This is a genomic window from Duganella sp. GW821-FHT07G03 (assembly GCF_059418605.1).
Genome location: NZ_JBWKQE010000010.1, coordinates 192,011 through 209,406, shown reverse-complemented (window position 1 = coordinate 209,406; position 17,396 = coordinate 192,011). Strand labels below are relative to the sequence as shown.

Genomic DNA, 17,396 nt, shown 5'->3' with positions numbered 1-17,396 from the left:
GCTACACGCCCGGGTCGCGCACCTTGTCGGCCTGGTCGAACTCGATGTTGTAGAAGGAGCCGGCGCTGGCTTCGGCCTTGCGAATGTACACGGTCTGCACGATGTCGCGACTGGCGGCGTCGATGCTGACCGGGCCGCGCACGCTGGTCCACGCCATGCCCTTCATCGCCGCCAGCAGCTTGTCACCGTCGCTGTCGCCGTTGGTCTGCTTGAGCGCCTGGTACAGCACGTGCATGCCGTCGTAAGCGCCGACCGAGTGGAAATTGGGGCGCATGCCCGGATTGGCCTTGCTGAAGGCTTCCACATACGCCTTGTTCTCGGCCGATGGATGCGCCGCCGAGTAGTGATGGCTGCTGACCACACCAGCGGCGGCAGGGCCGATGCTGGCCATCAGGTCGTCGTCCAGCACATCGCCGGTGCAAATCAGCCGTATGCCGGCGGCGGCCAGACCGCGTTCGGTGAACTGCTTGAGCACTGCGGCGCCCTCGCCCGACGGCACAAACACGAACAGCGCATCCGGCTTCAAGTCGCGCACCCGCGCCAGGAACGGTGCGTAGTCCGGGTTGCGCAAGGGCGCACGCAGGCTATCGACCACCTTGCCTCCGCCTTCGAGCAAACCTTTGACGAACACCTTTTCCGCATCCAGGCCTGGACCGTAGTCGCTGACCAGCGTCACCGCGCTCTTGATCTTGTTCTTGGCCGCCCATTGCGCCATCGGCGCCGTCACCTGGGCCAGCGTGAAGCCGGTACGCACGATATACGGGGAGCGTTGCGGCACGGCCGACGCGGCGGCGGCCATCACGATCATCGGCACCTTGGCCTGCGTGGCGACCGGCGCGGCGGCGAAGGCCAGCGGCGTCAGGCCGAAGCCGGCCAGCACCTGCACCTTGTCGCGCGAGACCAGTTCCTGCGCCAGCCGCTTGGTCACGTCCGGGGCCACGCCGCCATCGTCCTTGAGGATGATCTCGATCTGGCGGCCGGCGACGCTGGCGCCGTTCTGCCGCATGAACAGCTTGACCGCCGCCTCGATCTGGCGGCCGGTCGAAGCGAACGGGCCTGACATCGGCACGATCAGGCCGACTTTCAGCGGCTCGGCGGCGGCCGTGGCGACGTTGGGCAGTACGCCGGCCGACAAGGCGGCGGCGCCCAGCAACAACTGGCGGCGTTGGGAATTGATATGGCCTGACATGGTGTCTCCTTCGTTTTATAAGTCTATTTATAAGTCCAGCAACAGCGTGCCGGTTTTGGAACGTGAACAACAAGGGGTGAACTGGTCGTTGGCGGCTTGTTCCGATTCGTCCAGGTACAAGTCACGGTGGTCCGGCACGCCGTCCAGCACGCGCGTCAGGCAGGTGCCGCACACGCCCTGCTCGCAGGAAGCTGGGATGAACACGCCCGCCTCGGTCAATACGCGCAGCACGGTGCTGTCGGCGGGGATGGCGTAGACCTTGCCGCTGGAGGCCAGCTTCACCTCGAACGGCTGGTCGCCGCCGGCGGCCGGCGCGGCGGCGGCGCCGAAGTACTCGAGGTGCAACTGCTCCTGCGGCCATAGCTGCGCCTTGGCCGTGGCCTTGACATGGTCGATGAATCCGGCCGGCCCGCACAGGTAGATGTGGGTCTTGCGGTCCAGTCGTGCCAGCAGGGCGGCCAGGTCGAGCTTTTGCGCTGCGTCGCCGCTGTCGTAGTGGAAGTGCACCTGCGGCGCAAACGGCGCGGCCGCGATGCGCTGGCGGAACGCGGTGCGCTCGGGCGAGCGCGCGCAGTAGTGCATCTCGAACGCAGCGCCGCGAGCAGACAACGCTTCGGCCATCGCCAGGATGGGCGTGACGCCGATACCGCCAGCCAGCAGCAGGCTGCGTTCGGCGTCGACCAGCGGAAAGTGATTCTTCGGTGCGCTGATCTGCAGCGTGGCGCCGGCCGTTACTTCATCGTGCATGGCCTTCGAACCGCCACGCGACGACGGGTCGCGCAGCACGCCAATCACATAGCGATGCCGTTCCTGCGGCGGATTGCACAGCGAGTACTGTCGCACCAGGCCAGCGCCAACGTGGACGTCGATATGCGCGCCCGCCGTGAAGGGCGGCAGCGGCGCGCCATCGACGCCGACCAGTTCATAGGTACAGATATCCTCGGCCTCCGGATGGCGGCGTTCTACCCGCACTTGCAGCAGTCCGGTGCTCATACGCCCTGTTCCTTCGCCAGCCACTGGTCCAGCACACGGCGCGACTGCACACCGCCGGCGTCGATATTCAGCATCAGCAGCTTGCGCTCCGGGTGGCGCAGGATGTTGGCCTGCTGTAGCTCCAGCATCTGCCGGTCCTCGCCGAAGATCTTGCCCTGGCCGGTGCGGATGGTATCGGTCAGCTCCTGGTCTTCCGGCTTGAAGTTGCGGGCCATACCCCAGAAGTACCAGTGCGAGGTCTCGGTTTCCGGCGTAATGAAATCGACCACGATGCTGGACGCCTTGTGCTCCGGCGCGGCGTCGTAACCGCCCTTGCCGGCATGGGCCACGCCGACCTCGATCATCACATGGCTGGGCGCCGTAAAGCGGCAGATCTGCCAGCGGTCCACCGGCACGTCGTCGGCCAGGCCGTTGCCACGCAGGGCCGCGCGCCAGAACGGCGGCGCCATGATGTTCTCCATATAGCGGCTGGTGATCACCTCCTCACCTTCGACCCTGGTGTTGACCGGCGCCTCATCGATCTCCTTCTGGCCAATGCTCGACGCGTGCACATAGGTCTCATGCGTCAGGTCCATCAGGTTGTCGATCATCAGGCGGTATTCGCAGTTGATGTGATACAGGCCGCCGCCGTAGGCCCAGGCGGGATTGTCCGCCCATTCCAGATGATGGATCAACGCCGGATCGGCCAGTTCGCGTTCGCCGGTCCAGACCCAGATAAAGCCGTAGCGCTCCTCCACCGGATAGCTGCGGATGCAAGGAAAGCCGCGCACGCGCTGGCCCGGCATGCTGACCACCTTGCCGTCGCAGCCCATCTCGAGCCCGTGATAGCCGCACACCAGTTGGCCGTCGCGGACAAAGCCCAGCGACAGCGGCGCGCCGCGGTGCGGGCAAAAGTCCTCCACGGCCGCCACCTTGCCCTCCGCGCCGCGATAAAATACGATCTTCTCGCCGCAGATCTGCCGCCCCAACGGCTTGCCATCGATTTCATCCGGCGTGCAGGCCACATACCAGGTATTTTTTGGGTACATCTCGTCTCCTTGTTCTATTTTCAATCCATATTCAGTGCACTGAATGTTGTAAAGTATAGACTGTAAATCCGTAAAGTAAACGCCCCGACCAGATTCTTTTTACGTTGCACCACAACGGCAACAACCGCAGAGGCCATGCAATGCCAGACACAGAGAGCCAATTGATTAACCTGTACGAGCACCCCGGCCACCTGCTGCGCCGCGCGCAACAAATATCGGTGTCGATCTTCCACGATGAGATGGGGGAGGAACTGACGCCAGTGCAGTACGCGATGCTGCGCAACCTGGAGAGCCACGCCGGCATCGACCAGGTATCGCTGTCGGCTATCAGCGGCATCGACACTTCGACCGGCGCCACCGTGTGTGCGCGACTGGAGGAAAAGGGGCTGCTCAACCGCACCGTGATTCCCACCAACCGCCGCCAGCGGGCGCTGACCATCACCGGCGCCGGCGAACGACTGTTGGCCGATCTGATCCCCGGCTCGCAGCGCTTGCGGCGCCGCCTTCTGGCGCCGCTCACCGGCCCGGAACAGCTGCAATTCATGAACCTGTTAACCAAGCTGGTGCAGGAAAACAACGAACAAAGCCGGGCCCCTCTGGCTACGCGCGCGAGTTGAACGCAATCGTCCGATAGTGTTCGGTGATCGCCCAAACGGCTATTAATCGCACACTCCTTACGATACGATAGCCAATGCTGGACACCGGCGCACTACCCATAAGCCGGGCGGCAATCCACACTACATCAAGGAGACACCATGAACCGTTCCCCCCTCACCCACATGGCCGCAGCGCTGCTGCTGGCCGCCACCGCGCCCGCCTTCGCGCAGAATGCCAGCAAGGCCGACGCCATCGCGCTGGTCGACAGGGCCGTGGCCGACATCCAGAAGAAAGGGATCGAGGAGGCATGCAAGGATTTCGCCGATCCCAAGGGAGGCTACATCCTGGGCGAGCTGTATGTGTTCGTGCAGGACGCGGAACTGATGATGACCTGCCATGCGTCCAATCCCAAAATGAACGGTAAAAACATGTCGGAGTTGAAGGACGCGAACGGCAAATACTTCACCAGGGAGATGCGCGACGTCGCCATGTCGAACAAGCCGGGCTGGGTCGACTATGTTTGGGTGAACCCGACCACCAAGGCGCTGGAGCCGAAAACATCGTACATCCGCAAGGCGGCGGACAAGTACGTGGTGGGAGTGGGCATCTACAAAAAATGACGACATGGCGGACCTCGGGTCCGCCATGTCGCCGCTGGTGGCAATGTCAGGCGACAGCCACCAGGCGATCCAGCTTGTCGCCGTCGGCCAGCAGGCTGGCGCTGTCCGAGTCATGTACGATGCGGCCGCGATCGAGCACAATCGCGCGCTGGGTCAGCGACAACGCCAGCCGCGCATGCTGCTCCACCACGATCACCGACATGCCCTCCTCGTGCACCAGCCGCCGTATCACCCGCACCAGTTCCTGCACGATGATGGGCGCCAGGCCCTCCATCGGTTCGTCCAGCAGCAGGATGCGCGGGTTGGTCATCAGCGCGCGGGCGATCGCCACCATCTGCTGCTCGCCGCCAGACAACTGGTTGCCCATGTTGGCGCGGCGTTCGTGCAGGCGCGGAAAGATCTCGTAGACCTTTTGCAGGTTCCAGCGGCCGGGCCGCGCCACCACCGTCAGATGCTCCTCCACCGTCAGCGAAGGGAACATATGCCGTTCCTGCGGCACCCATCCCAGGCCCGCGCGCGAACGCCGGTGCGTAGGCATGCGCGCGATGTCGCTGCCGGCCCAGCGGATGCCGCCGCCGTGCAGGCGCGTCAATCCCATCAGCGTCACCAGCAGGCTGGTTTTGCCGACGCCGTTGCGGCCCAACAGCGCCAGGCTGTCCCCCTCGTTCAGCGCGAACGACACATCTTCCAGCACAATGGACTCGCCATAGCCGGCGGTGACTTTATCGAGCTCCAGTAATTCAGCCATGTTCGGCCTCCCCCAGATAGACTTCCTTGACGCGCGGGTCGGCCGCGATCTCCGCCGGCGTGCCCTCGGTCAGCACTTTGCCGCCCACCAGCACCGTGATGCGGTCGGCGAAGCGGAACACCAGTCCCATATCGTGCTCGATGAACAGCACCGTTACATCGCGCGGCAGCTGCGCCAGCACTTCGAACAGCTCCTTGCTCTCCGCCTGCGGAATGCCGGCGGCCGGTTCGTCCAGCAGCAGGATGCGTGGCCTGGTGGCCAACGCCAGCGCGATTTCCACCAGCCGCTGCTTACCGTAGGCCATGCTGCGCGTGACGCTGTTGGCCTGGTCGGTGAGCTTGAGCGTGGCCAGCAAGGCCATCGCCTCGTCGATCACGTCGGCGTGCTTTGCCACCGTCTTGTACCAGACCGATTGCAGGCCGCGCCGCTCGCAGATCGCCAGCGCCACCGATTCCAGCACCGTCATGCCGGCGAACAGGGTGTTGAGCTGGAAGGTGCGCGTCATGCCGCGCCTCACCCGCTGGTGCTGCGGCAGGTGCGTGATGTCCTCGCCGCCGAGGTAGACCTTGCCGCTGCTGGGCATGAAGCCGCCGGTCAGCAGATTGATGAAGGTGGTCTTGCCGGCGCCATTGGGGCCAATCAGCGCATGGCGCGCGCCCGGTTCGAAGGTCAGGCTCACATCGCTGTTGGCGACGAACGGCCCCCAGCGCTTGGTCAGGCCTTCGGTGCGCAGTGTAATGTCCTGGCTCATGCCTGCTCCTTCCGTTTGAAACGCGATGCCATTTTTTCCAGTCCGCCGAGGATTCCGCCGCGTGCGAACAGCACGATCACCATCAACAGCAGGCCGATATAGAACTGCCAGTAGGCCGGATTGAGGCCGGCGATGTAGTCCTGCGCCAGCATGAACACGGCGGCGCCGACCAGCGCGCCGTACAGGCGGCCCGTCCCGCCCAGCACCAGCATGATCAACAGCTCGGCCGAACGCGGAAAGCCCAGCGAATCCAGTCCGACGAACTGGGTGGTTTGCGCCAGCAGCGCGCCCGCCAGGCCGGCCACCGTGGCGGCCAGCGTGAACACAGCCACCAGGCGGCGGTTGACGTCCACGCCCAGCGCGGGCATGCGGCGCGCGCCCTCGCGGATGCCGACCAGGCTCAGACCGAACGGCGACTTCACCACCCGGCGCAGCACCACGAACACGATGAACAGCACGGCGAAGCTGTAGCAGTAGGCCACGTTGCCGTTCAAATCGAACTCGAAGGCGCCGAACAATTTACCGACCATCATGCCGGACAAGCCATCCACGCCGCCGGTGAGGAAGGACGCCTTGTTGGCCGCCTCGAACAGCATCAGGCCGATGCCCAGCGTAACCATCAGGCGTGTCAAGTCCTGGCCGCGCACCACCAGGAAGGACATGACGAATCCGAACAGACCCGCCACCACGGCGCCGGCCAGCAGGCCGCTAAACGGCTCGCTCCAGCCATGCACCGACAGCAGCCCGGCCGTGTAGGCGCCCAGGCCGAAGAAGGCGGCGTGGCCGAGCGAGACGATGCCGGCATAGCCCAGCATCAAATCCAGCGACAGCGCGAACAGGCCGACGATCATGATCTGGCTGATCAAGACCAGATAGCCGGGGAAGGCGAAATACGCAGCCACCGGCAGCAGCCAGAAGGCGATTTCCAGCGGCGACCAGCGGTCGTCGGGCATACGGAGAAGGCTCATGCTCTGCACCTTGTTGACGGCGACGGGCGCCGGTTTGACTTCAGCTTCGGCGAAGGCGTTCATGCTTTCCTCCTGATCAGGCCTGCCGGGAACAGGATCAGCAGTACCACCATCAAGCCATAGATGACGAAGGCGCCAATCTGCGGCACGTAGTATTTGCCCGCCACGTCGAACACGCCCAGTATCAGCGCCGCCAGCAGCGGCCCCTTGATGGTGCCGGCGCCGCCCACGGCAACCACCAGCAGGAAGTAGACCATGTACTTGATCGGGAAGGTCGGGTCCAGTCCCAGCACGTCGATACCCAGGCCTCCGCCCAGGCCGGCCAGGCCGGAACCCAGCGCGAAGGTCAGGCTGAACACCAGGCCAACGTTGATGCCCAGGCCGGCGGACGCGGTTTGATTGTCCACCGAGGCGCGGATCTGCGCACCGAAGCGCGTGCGCTCGATCAGCAGTCCCAATGCCAGCGTGACCAGCACCACCACGCCTATCAGGAACAGGCGATACGCGCCGACCTCAAGGCCAAACAGCGACACCTGTCCACGCAGCCAGTCCGGCAGCGTGACCGGCTGCTGCGACGGCCCAAACAACCAGGTCGCACCGGCCACCGACATGAAGGTCAGGCCGATCGAGAACAGCACCTGATCCAGGTGGCTGGCGCGGTACAGGCGGCGGTACAGCAAGCGCTCCAGCACCAGCCCGGCCGCGGCCGAGGCCAGGAAAGCCAGCGGCAGCGAAGCCAGGAACGGTACGCCAAGCCGCGACAGCACCGTCACGCTGACATAGCCGCCCAACATGGCAAAGGCGCCGTGGGCCAGGTTAATGAAGTTCATCATGCCCATCGTGACCGACAGGCCGACGCTGATGAGGAACAGCAGGCTGCCGTAGGCGATGCCGTCGAACAGCACACCGGCAAAATTGGCTAGCATTTCCGCCTCCTCGTTTGAATTGTTTTATACATTTTTTGTCTCCACTGCTACTCTACAAACTACATTGAATCATACTCTTTCGATAATCATCGCAATGCCCTGCCCCACGCCTATGCACATGGTGCACAGGGCATAGCGCCCGCCGCTGCGATGCAGCTGGTAGGTTGCGGTGGTCACCAGGCGCGCACCGCTCATGCCCAGCGGATGGCCCAGCGCGATGGCGCCGCCGTTGGGATTGATGCGCGCATCGTCGTCCCGCAGGCCGAGCTGGCGCAGCACGGCCAGTCCCTGCGCGGCAAAGGCTTCATTCAATTCGATGACGTCCATCTGTTCCAGCGTCAGGCCGGTCTGGCGCAACAGCTTCTGCACCGCAGGCACCGGGCCTATGCCCATCACGCGCGGCGCCACGCCGGCCGTCGCCATGCCGACGATGCGCGCCAGCGGTTTCAGGCCGTGTCGCTTGGCTGCGTCGCCGCTGGCGATCAGCAGCGCGCAGGCGCCGTCGTTGATGCCGGAGGCATTGCCGGCGGTGACGCTGCCCTCGGGCCGCACCACGCCTTTCAGCTTGGACAGCGCCTCGATGGTGGTGGCGCGCGGATGTTCGTCCTGCGCGAACACCAGAGGGTCGCCTTTCCGCTGCGGCAGCGACACCGGCACGATCTCGCGCTCGAAGATGCCCTCGGCGATGGCGATGGCGGTCTTGTTCTGGCTTGCCAGCGCAAACGCATCCTGGTCAGCGCGGCTGACGCCATAATCCTGGGCGACGTTTTCCGCCGTCTCCGGCATGGTCTCGACGCCGTAGGCTTCCTTCAGCGCCTTGTTGATGAAGCGCCAGCCCATCGTCGTGTCCTGCAACGCCGCGTTGCGCGAGAACGCCGCATCGGGCTTGCCCATGACGAAAGGCGCGCGTGTCATCGATTCCACGCCGCCGGCGATCATCAGGCAGGCGTCGCCCGCCTGGATCGCCCGCGCCGCCGTGCCGATGGCGTCCATGCCGGAGCCGCACAGGCGGTTGACGGTGGAACCCGGCACCTCCTGCGGCAGTCCGGCCAGCAGCGCCGACATGCGCGCCACGTTGCGATTGTCTTCGCCGGCCTGGTTGGCGCAGCCGTAGATCACGTCATCCACCTGGTCCCACTGCACGTCGGGATTGCGGCGCATCAGTTCCCGCAGCGGCGCCGCGCCCAAGTCGTCGGCGCGCACGTCCTTCAGGGCGCCGCCGTAGCGGCCGATCGGTGTGCGCACGGCGTCGCAGATATATGCTTCGTTCATGTTGTCTCCTCTTATTTCAGCGGCAGCAAAGGCGCGCCGGTGGCCGCTTGCAGCTCTTCAAAACTCAATCCCGGCGCCATCTCGCGCACCACCAGCCCGGCCGGTGTCACATCCAGCACGGCCAGGTCGGTGTAGATGCGGTTGACGCAGGCCACGCCCGTCAGCGGATAGCTGCACTGGCTAACGATTTTGCTTTCACCAGTCTTGGTCTGGTGTTCCATCATGACGAACACCTGCTTGGCGCCGATCGCCAGGTCCATGGCGCCGCCGACGGCGGGTATCGCATCCGGGGCGCCGGTGTGCCAATTGGCCAGGTCGCCGTTGGCCGCCACCTGGAAGGCGCCCAACACGCATACGTCCAGGTGGCCGCCGCGCATCATGGCGAAGGAATCGCCGTGGTGGAAGTAGGCGCCGCCCGTCAGCAGCGTCACCGGCTGCTTGCCGGCGTTGATCAGGTCTTCGTCTTCCTCGCCGGGAGCCGGCGCCGGGCCCATGCCCAGCAGCCCGTTCTCGCTATGCAGGAATACTTCGCGCTCGGCCGGCAGGTGGTCCGCCACCTTGGTCGGCAGGCCGATGCCCAGGTTGACGTAGGCGCCTTCAGGAATGTCCTGCGCCACGCGGGCGGCCATCTGGTCGCGGGTGTATTTGTTCGTCATACCGCCTCCTGCACTACGCGCTGGACAAAGATGCCGGGGGTGATGATCGCTTCGGGATCGAGCTCGCCCAGCGCCACCACCTGTCGCACCTGGGCGATGGTGGTCTTGGCCGCCATCGCCATGATGGGACCGAAGTTGCGCGCCGTCTTGCGGTACACCAGGTTGCCCCAGCGGTCGCCGCGCAAGGCCTTGATCAGCGCGAAGTCCGCATGGATCGGCGATTCCAGCACATAGTGGCGGCCGTCGATCAGGCGCGTCTCCTTGCCCTCGGCCAGCAGCGTGCCGTAGCCGGTCGGCGAGAAGAAACCGCCGATGCCGGCGCCGGCGGCGCGGATGCGTTCCGCCAGGTTGCCTTGCGGGGTCAATTCCAGCTCGATCTCGCCGGCGCGGTACAGCGCGTCGAAATGATGGGAGTCGGCCTGGCGCGGGAACGAGCAGATGATCTTGCGCACCCGTTTGGCCTTGAGCAGCGCGGCCAGTCCCGTTTCGCCATTGCCGGCGTTGTTGTTGACGATGGTGAGGTCGCGCGCGCCCTGCGCGATCAGCGCGTCGATCAGCGCGGACGGCATGCCGGCGTTGCCGAAGCCGCCGATCATGACCGTCGCGCCGTCGTGGATGTCAGCCACGGCGCCCTCCAGTGATGCAAATGTTTTATCGATCATATGCCTGCCTTTTAAGTTCATTGTGCGATAATCGAACTAATGATTGATTACCGCACATCCAGTGTAGCAGCGTAATCGCGCCACGGTCAACAAAAAAACACCTATCGAACTTGCCTACTGCATTAAAATCACGCCATGTCCAAGACCACCAAACCTAAAACCAGCGTCGCCGAGGCTGAGCCGGAGCACGAACCAACCATCTCCGAACAGATCGACGCGCTGACCGATCCCAGTTTCATGACGTCGCTGGCGCGCGGCCTGGCCGTGGTGCGCGCCTTCAGCGATTCGCGTAAGCCGCAGACCATCGCCAATATCAGCCAGAAAACCGGCATTCCGCGCGCCGCCGTGCGGCGCTGCCTGCATACGCTGCGCGAGCTGGGTTATGTGGATGCGGAATTGAACAATTTTTCGCTGCGTCCCAAGGTACTGACGCTGGGTTATTCCTACCTGTCGTCGACGCCGTTGACGGTATCGGCCCAGCCCTACCTGAACAACATCAGCCGCGCACTGAACGAATCGAGCTCGCTGGCGGTGCTGGACGACGATGAAGTGCTCTACGTGGCGCGCGCCGCCACCTCGCGCGTGATGTCGGTGGCGCTCAATACCGGCAGCCGCCTGCCCGCCTACTGCACCTCGTTGGGCCGCGTGATGCTGGCGCACCTGCCGCCGGCGGAGCTTGACCAGTACCTGGCCCGCACCGCGCTGCGGCCGATGACCGAAAACACGGTGGTCAACCAGAAGCGCCTGCGCGAGCTCCTGGCGGGCGTGCGCCAGGCCGGCTACGCCATCAACGACGAGGAACTGGAACTGGGTCTGCGCTCGATCGCTGTACCGGTGCGCGGCGCGTCCGGCACGGTGCTGGCGGCGCTGAACGTGGGCGCGCAAGCGTCGCGCGTCAGCGTCAAGCAGCTGGAAAAAGAGTTCCTGCCCGTGCTGCTGCGCGGGGCACAGGAACTCTCGATACTGCTACCTTAGAAGCTGTGACGCAGGCCGGCCATGACGCCGTTCTGCGTCAGGCCTGCGCCGACGGTGCCGCCCGCATCCAGCGCCACTGCAGATGCGCCGGAGTTCTTCATGCGGCCCAGCGCGCCATACACGGCGGTACGCTTCGACAGGTAGTAGGTCAAGCGGGCCACCACCATGTTGACGTCGGATGAGCTGTTCTTGGTGTCGCGGCGCGCCACCTGCACATCCAGCGTGGACAGCGGCGTCACCGGATAACTGACACCCAGGAAGTACAGGTCCGACTCGGTCACGCCTGTGACTGCGCGCGTGGTGCGGTCGACGATGCCGCCGCCGATCTTGGCCGCGCCCACCTTGGCATAACCGTTGACGGTGATGCGCTTGTCGCTGTTGTCGCTGCTGGTCAGGCCGCCGGCCGCGCCGACGTTGCCGTACATGATGTCGTAGGAAGTGTTCAGGCCATATTCCGGGGTTTCGTAGCCGACCATGCCGGTGATCTGGCGGCAGGCCTTGGAATTGCCGGCCACCTCGCCCGGGCAGCCGGTGGCGGCGGGACCGCCCGCGGCCGACGCATCGCGCCCGGTGCTGTAGGTGGCGCCAACCACGAAGTTGTTGAAGTTGCCCAGGTAGCCGATGGCGTTGTCGCTGCGCGCGTTCGGCAGGTAGGGATCGATGCTGCCGATCGCGAACAGGTTAGGTCCCAGCACATCGCCCTTCATCGAGGCGATATAGGTCATGTTGATCTGGCGGCCCAGCGTCACCGTGCCGAACGCGCCCTTCAAGCCCACCGACGCCTGGCGGCCGAACAGGCGGTTGCCCTGCCCCATGGTGCCGGTATCCATCGACAGACCCATCTCCAGCGTGAACACGGCCTGCAGGCCATCACCCAGGTCTTCGGCGCCGCGGAAGCCCAACCGCGAAGGGAAGGAACCGGTCAGCGACGGCATCTTGGTGATGCTGGCGCCGGCGGCATTGGCGTTGGTCGTATAAACCAGGCCTGTGTCTACAAGGCCGTACACCGTGACGCTGCTTTGCGCCATGGCGCCGGTTGCGCTGACCCCAGCCAGCAGCGCCGCAGCGCATCGGATTGCGTTCTTCATTCCAGTCTCCTGTTGTTATTGAATACGTGATTTTTAATGACGTGCGATTATCGAACAATAGGTTGTTAATCGCACATAGATTGGATACTATGCAGGAAGCGCTGCGCTGTCAACCAACGCCGCGTGGCAGAATTGAGTCCCGCCACCGCATCCACTAGCCGCGCCGGGCCATTCTTCATAGAGAAAACAGAAACGCACAGGAGACCAACATGACGTTGAAAAAATTTGTAGCAATCGCGACACTCGCCACCACCGCGTGGTCGGCGATGCCGCTGGCGCAGGCCCAGGACACCATCAAGATCGGCGTGATCGCCGCCTTCTCCGGCCCCTTCGCCGATTACGGCAAGCAGATGGAGGGCGGCATCAAGGCGTGGATGGCGCAGAACGGCGCCACAGTGGCCGGCAAGAAGATCGAGATCATCTACAAGGACACCACCGGCCCCTCGCCCGAAATCGCCAAGCGGCTGGCGCAGGAGCTGGTGGTGCGCGACAAGGTCGACTTCCTGGCCGGCTTCGGCCTGACGCCGGAAGCGCTGGCCGTGGCCCCTATCGCCGAGCAGGCGAAGAAGCCGATGATCATCATGAACGCCGCCACTTCCGTCATCACCACCAAATCCAACTACATCGCGCGCTTTTCGATGACGCTGCCGCAAATCTCCGCGCCGATGGCGACATGGGCGGCGAAGAACAACATCAAGAAAGTTGTGACGCTGGTGGCGGACTACGGTCCCGGCATCGATGCCGAAACGGCGTTCAAGAATGAACTGGTCAAAGGCGGCGGCGCGGTGACGGAGGCGATCCGCGTCCCGCTGCGCAATCCGGAATTCGCGCCCTACATCCAGCGCATCAAGGACGCCAAGCCGGACGCGGTGTTCATCTTCGTTCCGGCCGGAGAGCAAGGCATCGCCTTCATGAAGGGCTACCGCGAGCGCGGGCTGGCCGCTGCTGGCATCAAGGTCATCGCCACCGGCGACCTGACCGACGACCATGTGCTGCCGGCCATGGGCGACGCCACGCTGGGCGTGATCACCACTTTCCACTATTCGGCCGCGCACAAGTCGCCGGAGAACACTGCATTCCTGAAGAGTTTTGCGACGGCCAATCCGGGAGCGGGACGTCCGAACTTCATGGCCGTGGCGGCGTATGACGGCATGGCGGCGATCTACGAGGTGACGCGCAAATTGAACGGCAAGATCGACGGCGACCAGGCGATGGCCATCCTGAAGACCATGCAGCTCAACAGCCCGCGCGGACCGATCAGCATCGATCCGCAAACCCGCGACATCGTGCAGACGGTCTACGTGCGCAAGGTCGAAAAGGTCGGCAGCGAATTCTATAACGTCGAATTCGACCAGTTCACCAACCAGAAAGACCCAGGCAAGTAAGCCGCCCGCCCTGCTACTTGCAGCTGAAGCTGGCCGCATCTTCGATACTGCCGCTGCCGTTGTATTTCGCCACCTGCGGATAGGGGCACAGCGGCCGGGTGCGCGTCGCCGACCACGAAGCCGGGACGTCGGCATTGGCGCCGCCGGCGTTGCCCGCGCCGCGCACACTTGCCACAACGCGCTCCGGCGCCTGGCCCTTCTCCACCCAGTTCACCAATGGCGTCAACATGTCGAATTGGTCGGTCGCCGGGCCGCCGGAACAATGGTTCATGCCCGGCACCCGGAAGAAGCGCGCAAAGCTGGAGGCTTCGCCGCCGTTGGCCGCGCGCAGATTGTCGTACCACGCCGTGGTGTCGTCGCTGGAGAAGATCGGATCGCTGGTGCCGTGGTACAGCATCATCTTGGCCCCACGGTTCTTAACGGTGCTGTAGTCGGTCAGGTGCGGCGGCAGCATGAAGGACATCGCGCTTTCGGTATAGACACCGTCGGTCGCCGCGACCTGCGCCAGCAGCGTGTCGATGCTGGATGTCAGCGCGAAGCTGGCGCCGTTGAAAGTGGCCGGATTCACGGGCGGCACCTTCCAGATCATCGCCACCGCGCCCGAGTCGAGCTGCAATGGACTGTAGAACTTCCAGAACGCCCAGTTGCCGGTGCCCAGGCCCGAGTCATACGGGAAGCTTGAATAGAACTTGCTCTTGGCGCTGGTGGCGGCGCCCATGAACAACTGCCCGATTGCCGACTTCTGCGCGGTGCTGAGACAGCTGCCGTCGCGGCCTTGTGCTCCGCAGGACGGAACGTCACGCTCCAGGCTAAAGGCAGCCTGGCAGGCGCCGGTGTCCTGCACCAATCCATCCTTCACGCCATCGAGCGCATCACACTTGTCCAGCACCGCGTTCGACACCAGCGCGCGTTCGGCGGGAGTAAAGCCGGTCGACAGGTCGCCCTGCGTGGTCGCCAGCGCCGCGTAGGACTGGCCCCCGGCGATGTTGGCGATCGCCGCCAACGGCAGCCGGAAGCCGGGATCTCCGACCAGATAGCCATCGAACTGTTCGCCGTAACGGGACGCCGCCACCATGGTGTGACGGCCGCCGTTGGAACAGCCGCCGAAGTACGACCGGTCCGGCCCCTTGCCGTAGGCGGTCTGGATCACGTTCTTGGCCATCGGCGCCAGCTTGCCCGAAGCCTGGTAGCCGTAGTCCAGCCGCGCCTGCGGATCGAGGCCAAATAACGGCGTCGCCGCGCCGTGGCCGGCGTCGGAACTGATGACCGCAAAGCCCTGGTTCAACGCGTTGTCCAGTTGCCCACCGCCGCCGACATCGCCGGTCGCAGTGACCACTGAGCCATCCAGGCCCCCATTTGCCTGGTAAAAGAAGCGGCCGTTCCAATCCACCGGCAGGCGCATCTCGAAACCGATCGCGTAGTTTTGTCCATCCACAGGGCCCACGCGCTGGTACATCGATCCCTTCAGCAGGCAATGCGCCGGTACCGGCTTGCCGGCAACCGTCAGCACACCGGCAGCCACTGAGGCCGCGCTGGCGATCGTCGTATTCGGATAGGCGATCTTGCTTGCCAAATCCGTGCAGGTCGATAGCTTGGCGCCGCTGGCTGCGGCCAACTGCGGCAGCGCCGCCGTGGCGTCGGGAACAGCGCCGCCATTTCCTCCACAAGCACTCAAGGTCGCAGCCGACAGGCAAAGCGCCGCCAGCGGCGCGCCGTTCAAGACACGTCGTTCGTTCATCATGAGGAATCTCCTTAGTTAGGGCTGACGTCGCGCAGCACGGCGATCGGCTCGTTCACCAGCTTGCCGTTGACCTTCTTCACTTCGCGGATGTACATGTTCTGCACGATGTCGCGCGTGGCCGGGTCGATGCTGATCGGTCCACGCGGACTGTCGCGCTTCATCCCAGCCAACACCTGCATCGCCTTGTCGCCATTGACGGCGCCGCCGAGTTTGCGGACGGTCTCGTAGATCATGCCCATCGTGTCGTAGGCCGCCACCGTGACGAAGGTGGCCGGTGGCCGGCCCGGATTGGCCTGCGCGTAGGATTTGAGGAAGGCCTTGTTCGTGTCGTTGTCCAGCGTGGGCGCGTAGTTCAGCACCGTCACCGCGCCCAGCGCGCGATCGCCCAACGCCTCCAGCGTCGGCGTCTCGCTGGTCATGTCGCCCACGCCAAGGAATTTGATGCCGGCTTTGTCCAGGCCCTTGTCGCTGAAGGCTTTCAGCAGGCCGATGCCATCCTCCACGCCGGGCGCGAAGAAGAACAGCGCATCGGGTTTTTCATCCTTGATACGCTGGATAAAGGGGGAATAGTCGGGATTGGCCAGCGGCGCCCGTGCCGAGCCCACCACCTTGCCGCCGCCGGCGCTGAACTCCTTGGTGAAACGCGCTTCCGCATCCAGTCCGGTGCTGTAGTCGCTGACCAGGGTGTAGACCTTGCCGATCTTGTTCTTCGCGGTCCAGGCGCCGAACGGCCCGGTCATCTGGTGCATCGTCATGCTGGTGCGCAGCATGTACGGCGACTTGGCGGTGATGCCATTGGTGACCGCGTTCATGACGATCATCGGCATCTTGGCCTGCGTGGCGATGGGCGCCACCGCCATCGCGCTCGGCGTCAGCGAGAAGCCGATCAGGAAGCTCACGTGATCTCGCGTGATCAGCTCCTGGGCCGCCCGCTTGGACTGGTCAACATTGGTGCCGCCGTCATCGCGGTAGATGATCTCGATCTTCCTGCCGGCCACCTGGTCGCCATACTGCAACATATAGGTCTTGATGCCGTCCTCGAACGGTTTGCCGGTGTTGGCGAACGGCCCGGTGAGCGCGGCAATGACGCCGATGCGGATGGGTTCCTGGGCCAAAGCCTGGCCCGCCAACAGTACAGTGGAAAGTACGGCAATAGGTGCGCAGCGTTTCATCGTGTCTCCTCGATGGTTGGTGTTGAGATAATTAGTTATGTTTTATAATGATTATAGACTATACGCATTTTTGCGACTTTGCAAGCATCAGGATGGCCGGAGGGGCGCTTCTTTGTTAGAATCGGACCATGACCACGCAGCCCAAAAAAAAGAAACCAACATTGATGGACGCCGTCCAGGAGGCGGCGGAGCAGCCGCTGGACCAGAGCATGCTCCTGGGTCTGGTGGGCTATAACTGCCGCCGCGCCTACATCAACATCCTGCCGTTGTTTGAAAAGCGGATGGCGAAGTACGAGCTGCGGCCAGTGGATTTCAGTGTATTGAGCCTGCTGAAGGCGAATCCCAACATCAACCAGAAACGGCTATCGGACGCGGTGAACGTGTCGCCGCCCAACCTCGCCATCCTGCTCGACAAGCTGCAGGAACGCGGACTGCTGCTGCGCCAGCGTAGCCCGCTGGACCGGCGCTCGCAGACGCTGGCGCTGACGCCCGCAGGCCTGAGCATGTGCGCCAAGGCGGAAAAGACCGCCAGCGAGTTGGAAGCAGATGCGACGTCCGCGCTGACCGACGCCGAGCGCGCGCAGCTCGTCAAGCTGCTACAGAAAATCTACCTGGAGTGAACGGC

Annotated in this window: 18 protein-coding genes; 5 read left to right on the top strand and 13 right to left on the bottom strand. The window is 64.2% G+C overall.

Going from position 1 to position 17,396, the window contains the following annotated elements; all coding sequences use genetic code 11:
- Position 1: 1 nt before the first annotated feature.
- Genes AC07OK_RS15615 through AC07OK_RS15605 form a run of 3 tightly spaced genes read right to left on the bottom strand, consistent with a single transcriptional unit; the run spans position 2 to position 3,210 of the window.
- On the bottom strand, positions 2 to 1,189 hold the full coding sequence (locus AC07OK_RS15615; protein WP_494691169.1) for an ABC transporter substrate-binding protein: 1,188 nt from the start codon (positions 1,187 to 1,189) through the stop codon (positions 2 to 4).
- A gap of 27 nt (positions 1,190 to 1,216) precedes the next feature.
- Positions 1,217 to 2,182 carry a PDR/VanB family oxidoreductase gene (locus tag AC07OK_RS15610; protein ID WP_494691168.1) on the bottom strand — a complete coding sequence of 322 codons (966 nt, stop codon included), beginning with the start codon at positions 2,180 to 2,182 and terminating at the stop codon, positions 1,217 to 1,219.
- The gene (locus AC07OK_RS15605; RefSeq protein ID WP_494691167.1) at positions 2,179 to 3,210 is read right to left on the bottom strand and encodes an aromatic ring-hydroxylating dioxygenase subunit alpha; all 1,032 of its coding nucleotides are present in this window, start codon (positions 3,208 to 3,210) and stop codon (positions 2,179 to 2,181) included. Before AC07OK_RS15605 ends, AC07OK_RS15610 begins: the two co-directional genes overlap by 4 nt.
- 140 nt (positions 3,211 to 3,350) lie before the next feature.
- Between AC07OK_RS15605 and AC07OK_RS15600 the strand changes: the two genes are divergently transcribed.
- Positions 3,351 to 3,827, top strand: a complete 477-nt coding sequence (locus tag AC07OK_RS15600) for a MarR family winged helix-turn-helix transcriptional regulator (RefSeq protein WP_494691166.1) — start codon at positions 3,351 to 3,353, stop codon at positions 3,825 to 3,827.
- 138 nt (positions 3,828 to 3,965) lie between these two features.
- Positions 3,966 to 4,427, top strand: coding sequence for a cache domain-containing protein (locus AC07OK_RS15595; RefSeq protein WP_494691165.1), 462 nt, complete (start codon positions 3,966 to 3,968; stop codon positions 4,425 to 4,427).
- Between the two features lie 46 nt (positions 4,428 to 4,473).
- Here AC07OK_RS15595 and AC07OK_RS15590 read toward each other — a convergent pair whose 3' ends face one another.
- From AC07OK_RS15590 to AC07OK_RS15560, 7 genes are all read right to left on the bottom strand, one after another.
- Entirely contained in the window at positions 4,474 to 5,175 is a 702-nt protein-coding gene (locus AC07OK_RS15590) for an ABC transporter ATP-binding protein (protein ID WP_494691164.1), read from the bottom strand.
- Positions 5,168 to 5,926, bottom strand: coding sequence for an ABC transporter ATP-binding protein (locus tag AC07OK_RS15585; RefSeq protein WP_494691163.1), 759 nt, complete (start codon positions 5,924 to 5,926; stop codon positions 5,168 to 5,170). Before AC07OK_RS15585 ends, AC07OK_RS15590 begins: the two co-directional genes overlap by 8 nt.
- Positions 5,923 to 6,894 (bottom strand): branched-chain amino acid ABC transporter permease, encoded by a 972-nt coding sequence (locus tag AC07OK_RS15580; protein WP_494691191.1) that lies wholly within the window; start codon positions 6,892 to 6,894, stop codon positions 5,923 to 5,925. Before AC07OK_RS15580 ends, AC07OK_RS15585 begins: the two co-directional genes overlap by 4 nt.
- Positions 6,895 to 6,953: 59 nt before the next feature.
- Complete coding sequence (locus AC07OK_RS15575) at positions 6,954 to 7,820, bottom strand: branched-chain amino acid ABC transporter permease (RefSeq protein ID WP_217940106.1); 867 nt, start codon at positions 7,818 to 7,820, stop codon at positions 6,954 to 6,956.
- Between the two features lie 69 nt (positions 7,821 to 7,889).
- Positions 7,890 to 9,092, bottom strand: coding sequence for a 3-oxoadipyl-CoA thiolase (pcaF, locus tag AC07OK_RS15570; protein WP_494691162.1), 1,203 nt, complete (start codon positions 9,090 to 9,092; stop codon positions 7,890 to 7,892).
- Positions 9,093 to 9,103: 11 nt separating this feature from the next.
- Entirely contained in the window at positions 9,104 to 9,748 is a 645-nt protein-coding gene (locus AC07OK_RS15565; protein ID WP_494691161.1) for a CoA transferase subunit B, read from the bottom strand.
- The gene (locus AC07OK_RS15560; RefSeq protein WP_494691160.1) at positions 9,745 to 10,410 is read right to left on the bottom strand and encodes a 3-oxoacid CoA-transferase subunit A; all 666 of its coding nucleotides are present in this window, start codon (positions 10,408 to 10,410) and stop codon (positions 9,745 to 9,747) included. Before AC07OK_RS15560 ends, AC07OK_RS15565 begins: the two co-directional genes overlap by 4 nt.
- A 135-nt stretch (positions 10,411 to 10,545) precedes the next feature.
- Here AC07OK_RS15560 and AC07OK_RS15555 point away from each other — a divergent pair, with 135 nt between their 5' ends.
- Entirely contained in the window at positions 10,546 to 11,385 is an 840-nt protein-coding gene (locus tag AC07OK_RS15555) for an IclR family transcriptional regulator domain-containing protein (protein ID WP_494691159.1), read from the top strand.
- Here AC07OK_RS15555 and AC07OK_RS15550 read toward each other — a convergent pair.
- Positions 11,382 to 12,473: a porin gene (locus tag AC07OK_RS15550; RefSeq protein WP_494691158.1), complete on the bottom strand. Its 1,092-nt coding sequence runs from the start codon at positions 12,471 to 12,473 to the stop codon at positions 11,382 to 11,384. The two genes, AC07OK_RS15555 and AC07OK_RS15550, sit on opposite strands and share 4 nt — an antisense overlap.
- A 209-nt stretch (positions 12,474 to 12,682) precedes the next feature.
- Here AC07OK_RS15550 and AC07OK_RS15545 point away from each other — a divergent pair, with 209 nt between their 5' ends.
- Complete coding sequence (locus AC07OK_RS15545; RefSeq protein ID WP_217940112.1) at positions 12,683 to 13,858, top strand: ABC transporter substrate-binding protein; 1,176 nt, start codon at positions 12,683 to 12,685, stop codon at positions 13,856 to 13,858.
- A gap of 13 nt (positions 13,859 to 13,871) precedes the next feature.
- Here AC07OK_RS15545 and AC07OK_RS15540 read toward each other — a convergent pair whose 3' ends face one another.
- Positions 13,872 to 15,599, bottom strand: coding sequence for a tannase/feruloyl esterase family alpha/beta hydrolase (locus AC07OK_RS15540; RefSeq protein ID WP_494691157.1), 1,728 nt, complete (start codon positions 15,597 to 15,599; stop codon positions 13,872 to 13,874).
- A gap of 11 nt (positions 15,600 to 15,610) precedes the next feature.
- Positions 15,611 to 16,771 (bottom strand): ABC transporter substrate-binding protein, encoded by a 1,161-nt coding sequence (locus AC07OK_RS15535; RefSeq protein WP_494691156.1) that lies wholly within the window; start codon positions 16,769 to 16,771, stop codon positions 15,611 to 15,613.
- A 128-nt stretch (positions 16,772 to 16,899) separates the two neighbouring features.
- On the opposite strand from AC07OK_RS15535, the gene AC07OK_RS15530 reads away from it, so the two are divergent.
- Complete coding sequence (locus AC07OK_RS15530; RefSeq protein ID WP_494691155.1) at positions 16,900 to 17,391, top strand: MarR family winged helix-turn-helix transcriptional regulator; 492 nt, start codon at positions 16,900 to 16,902, stop codon at positions 17,389 to 17,391.
- Positions 17,392 to 17,396: the final 5 nt, after the last annotated feature.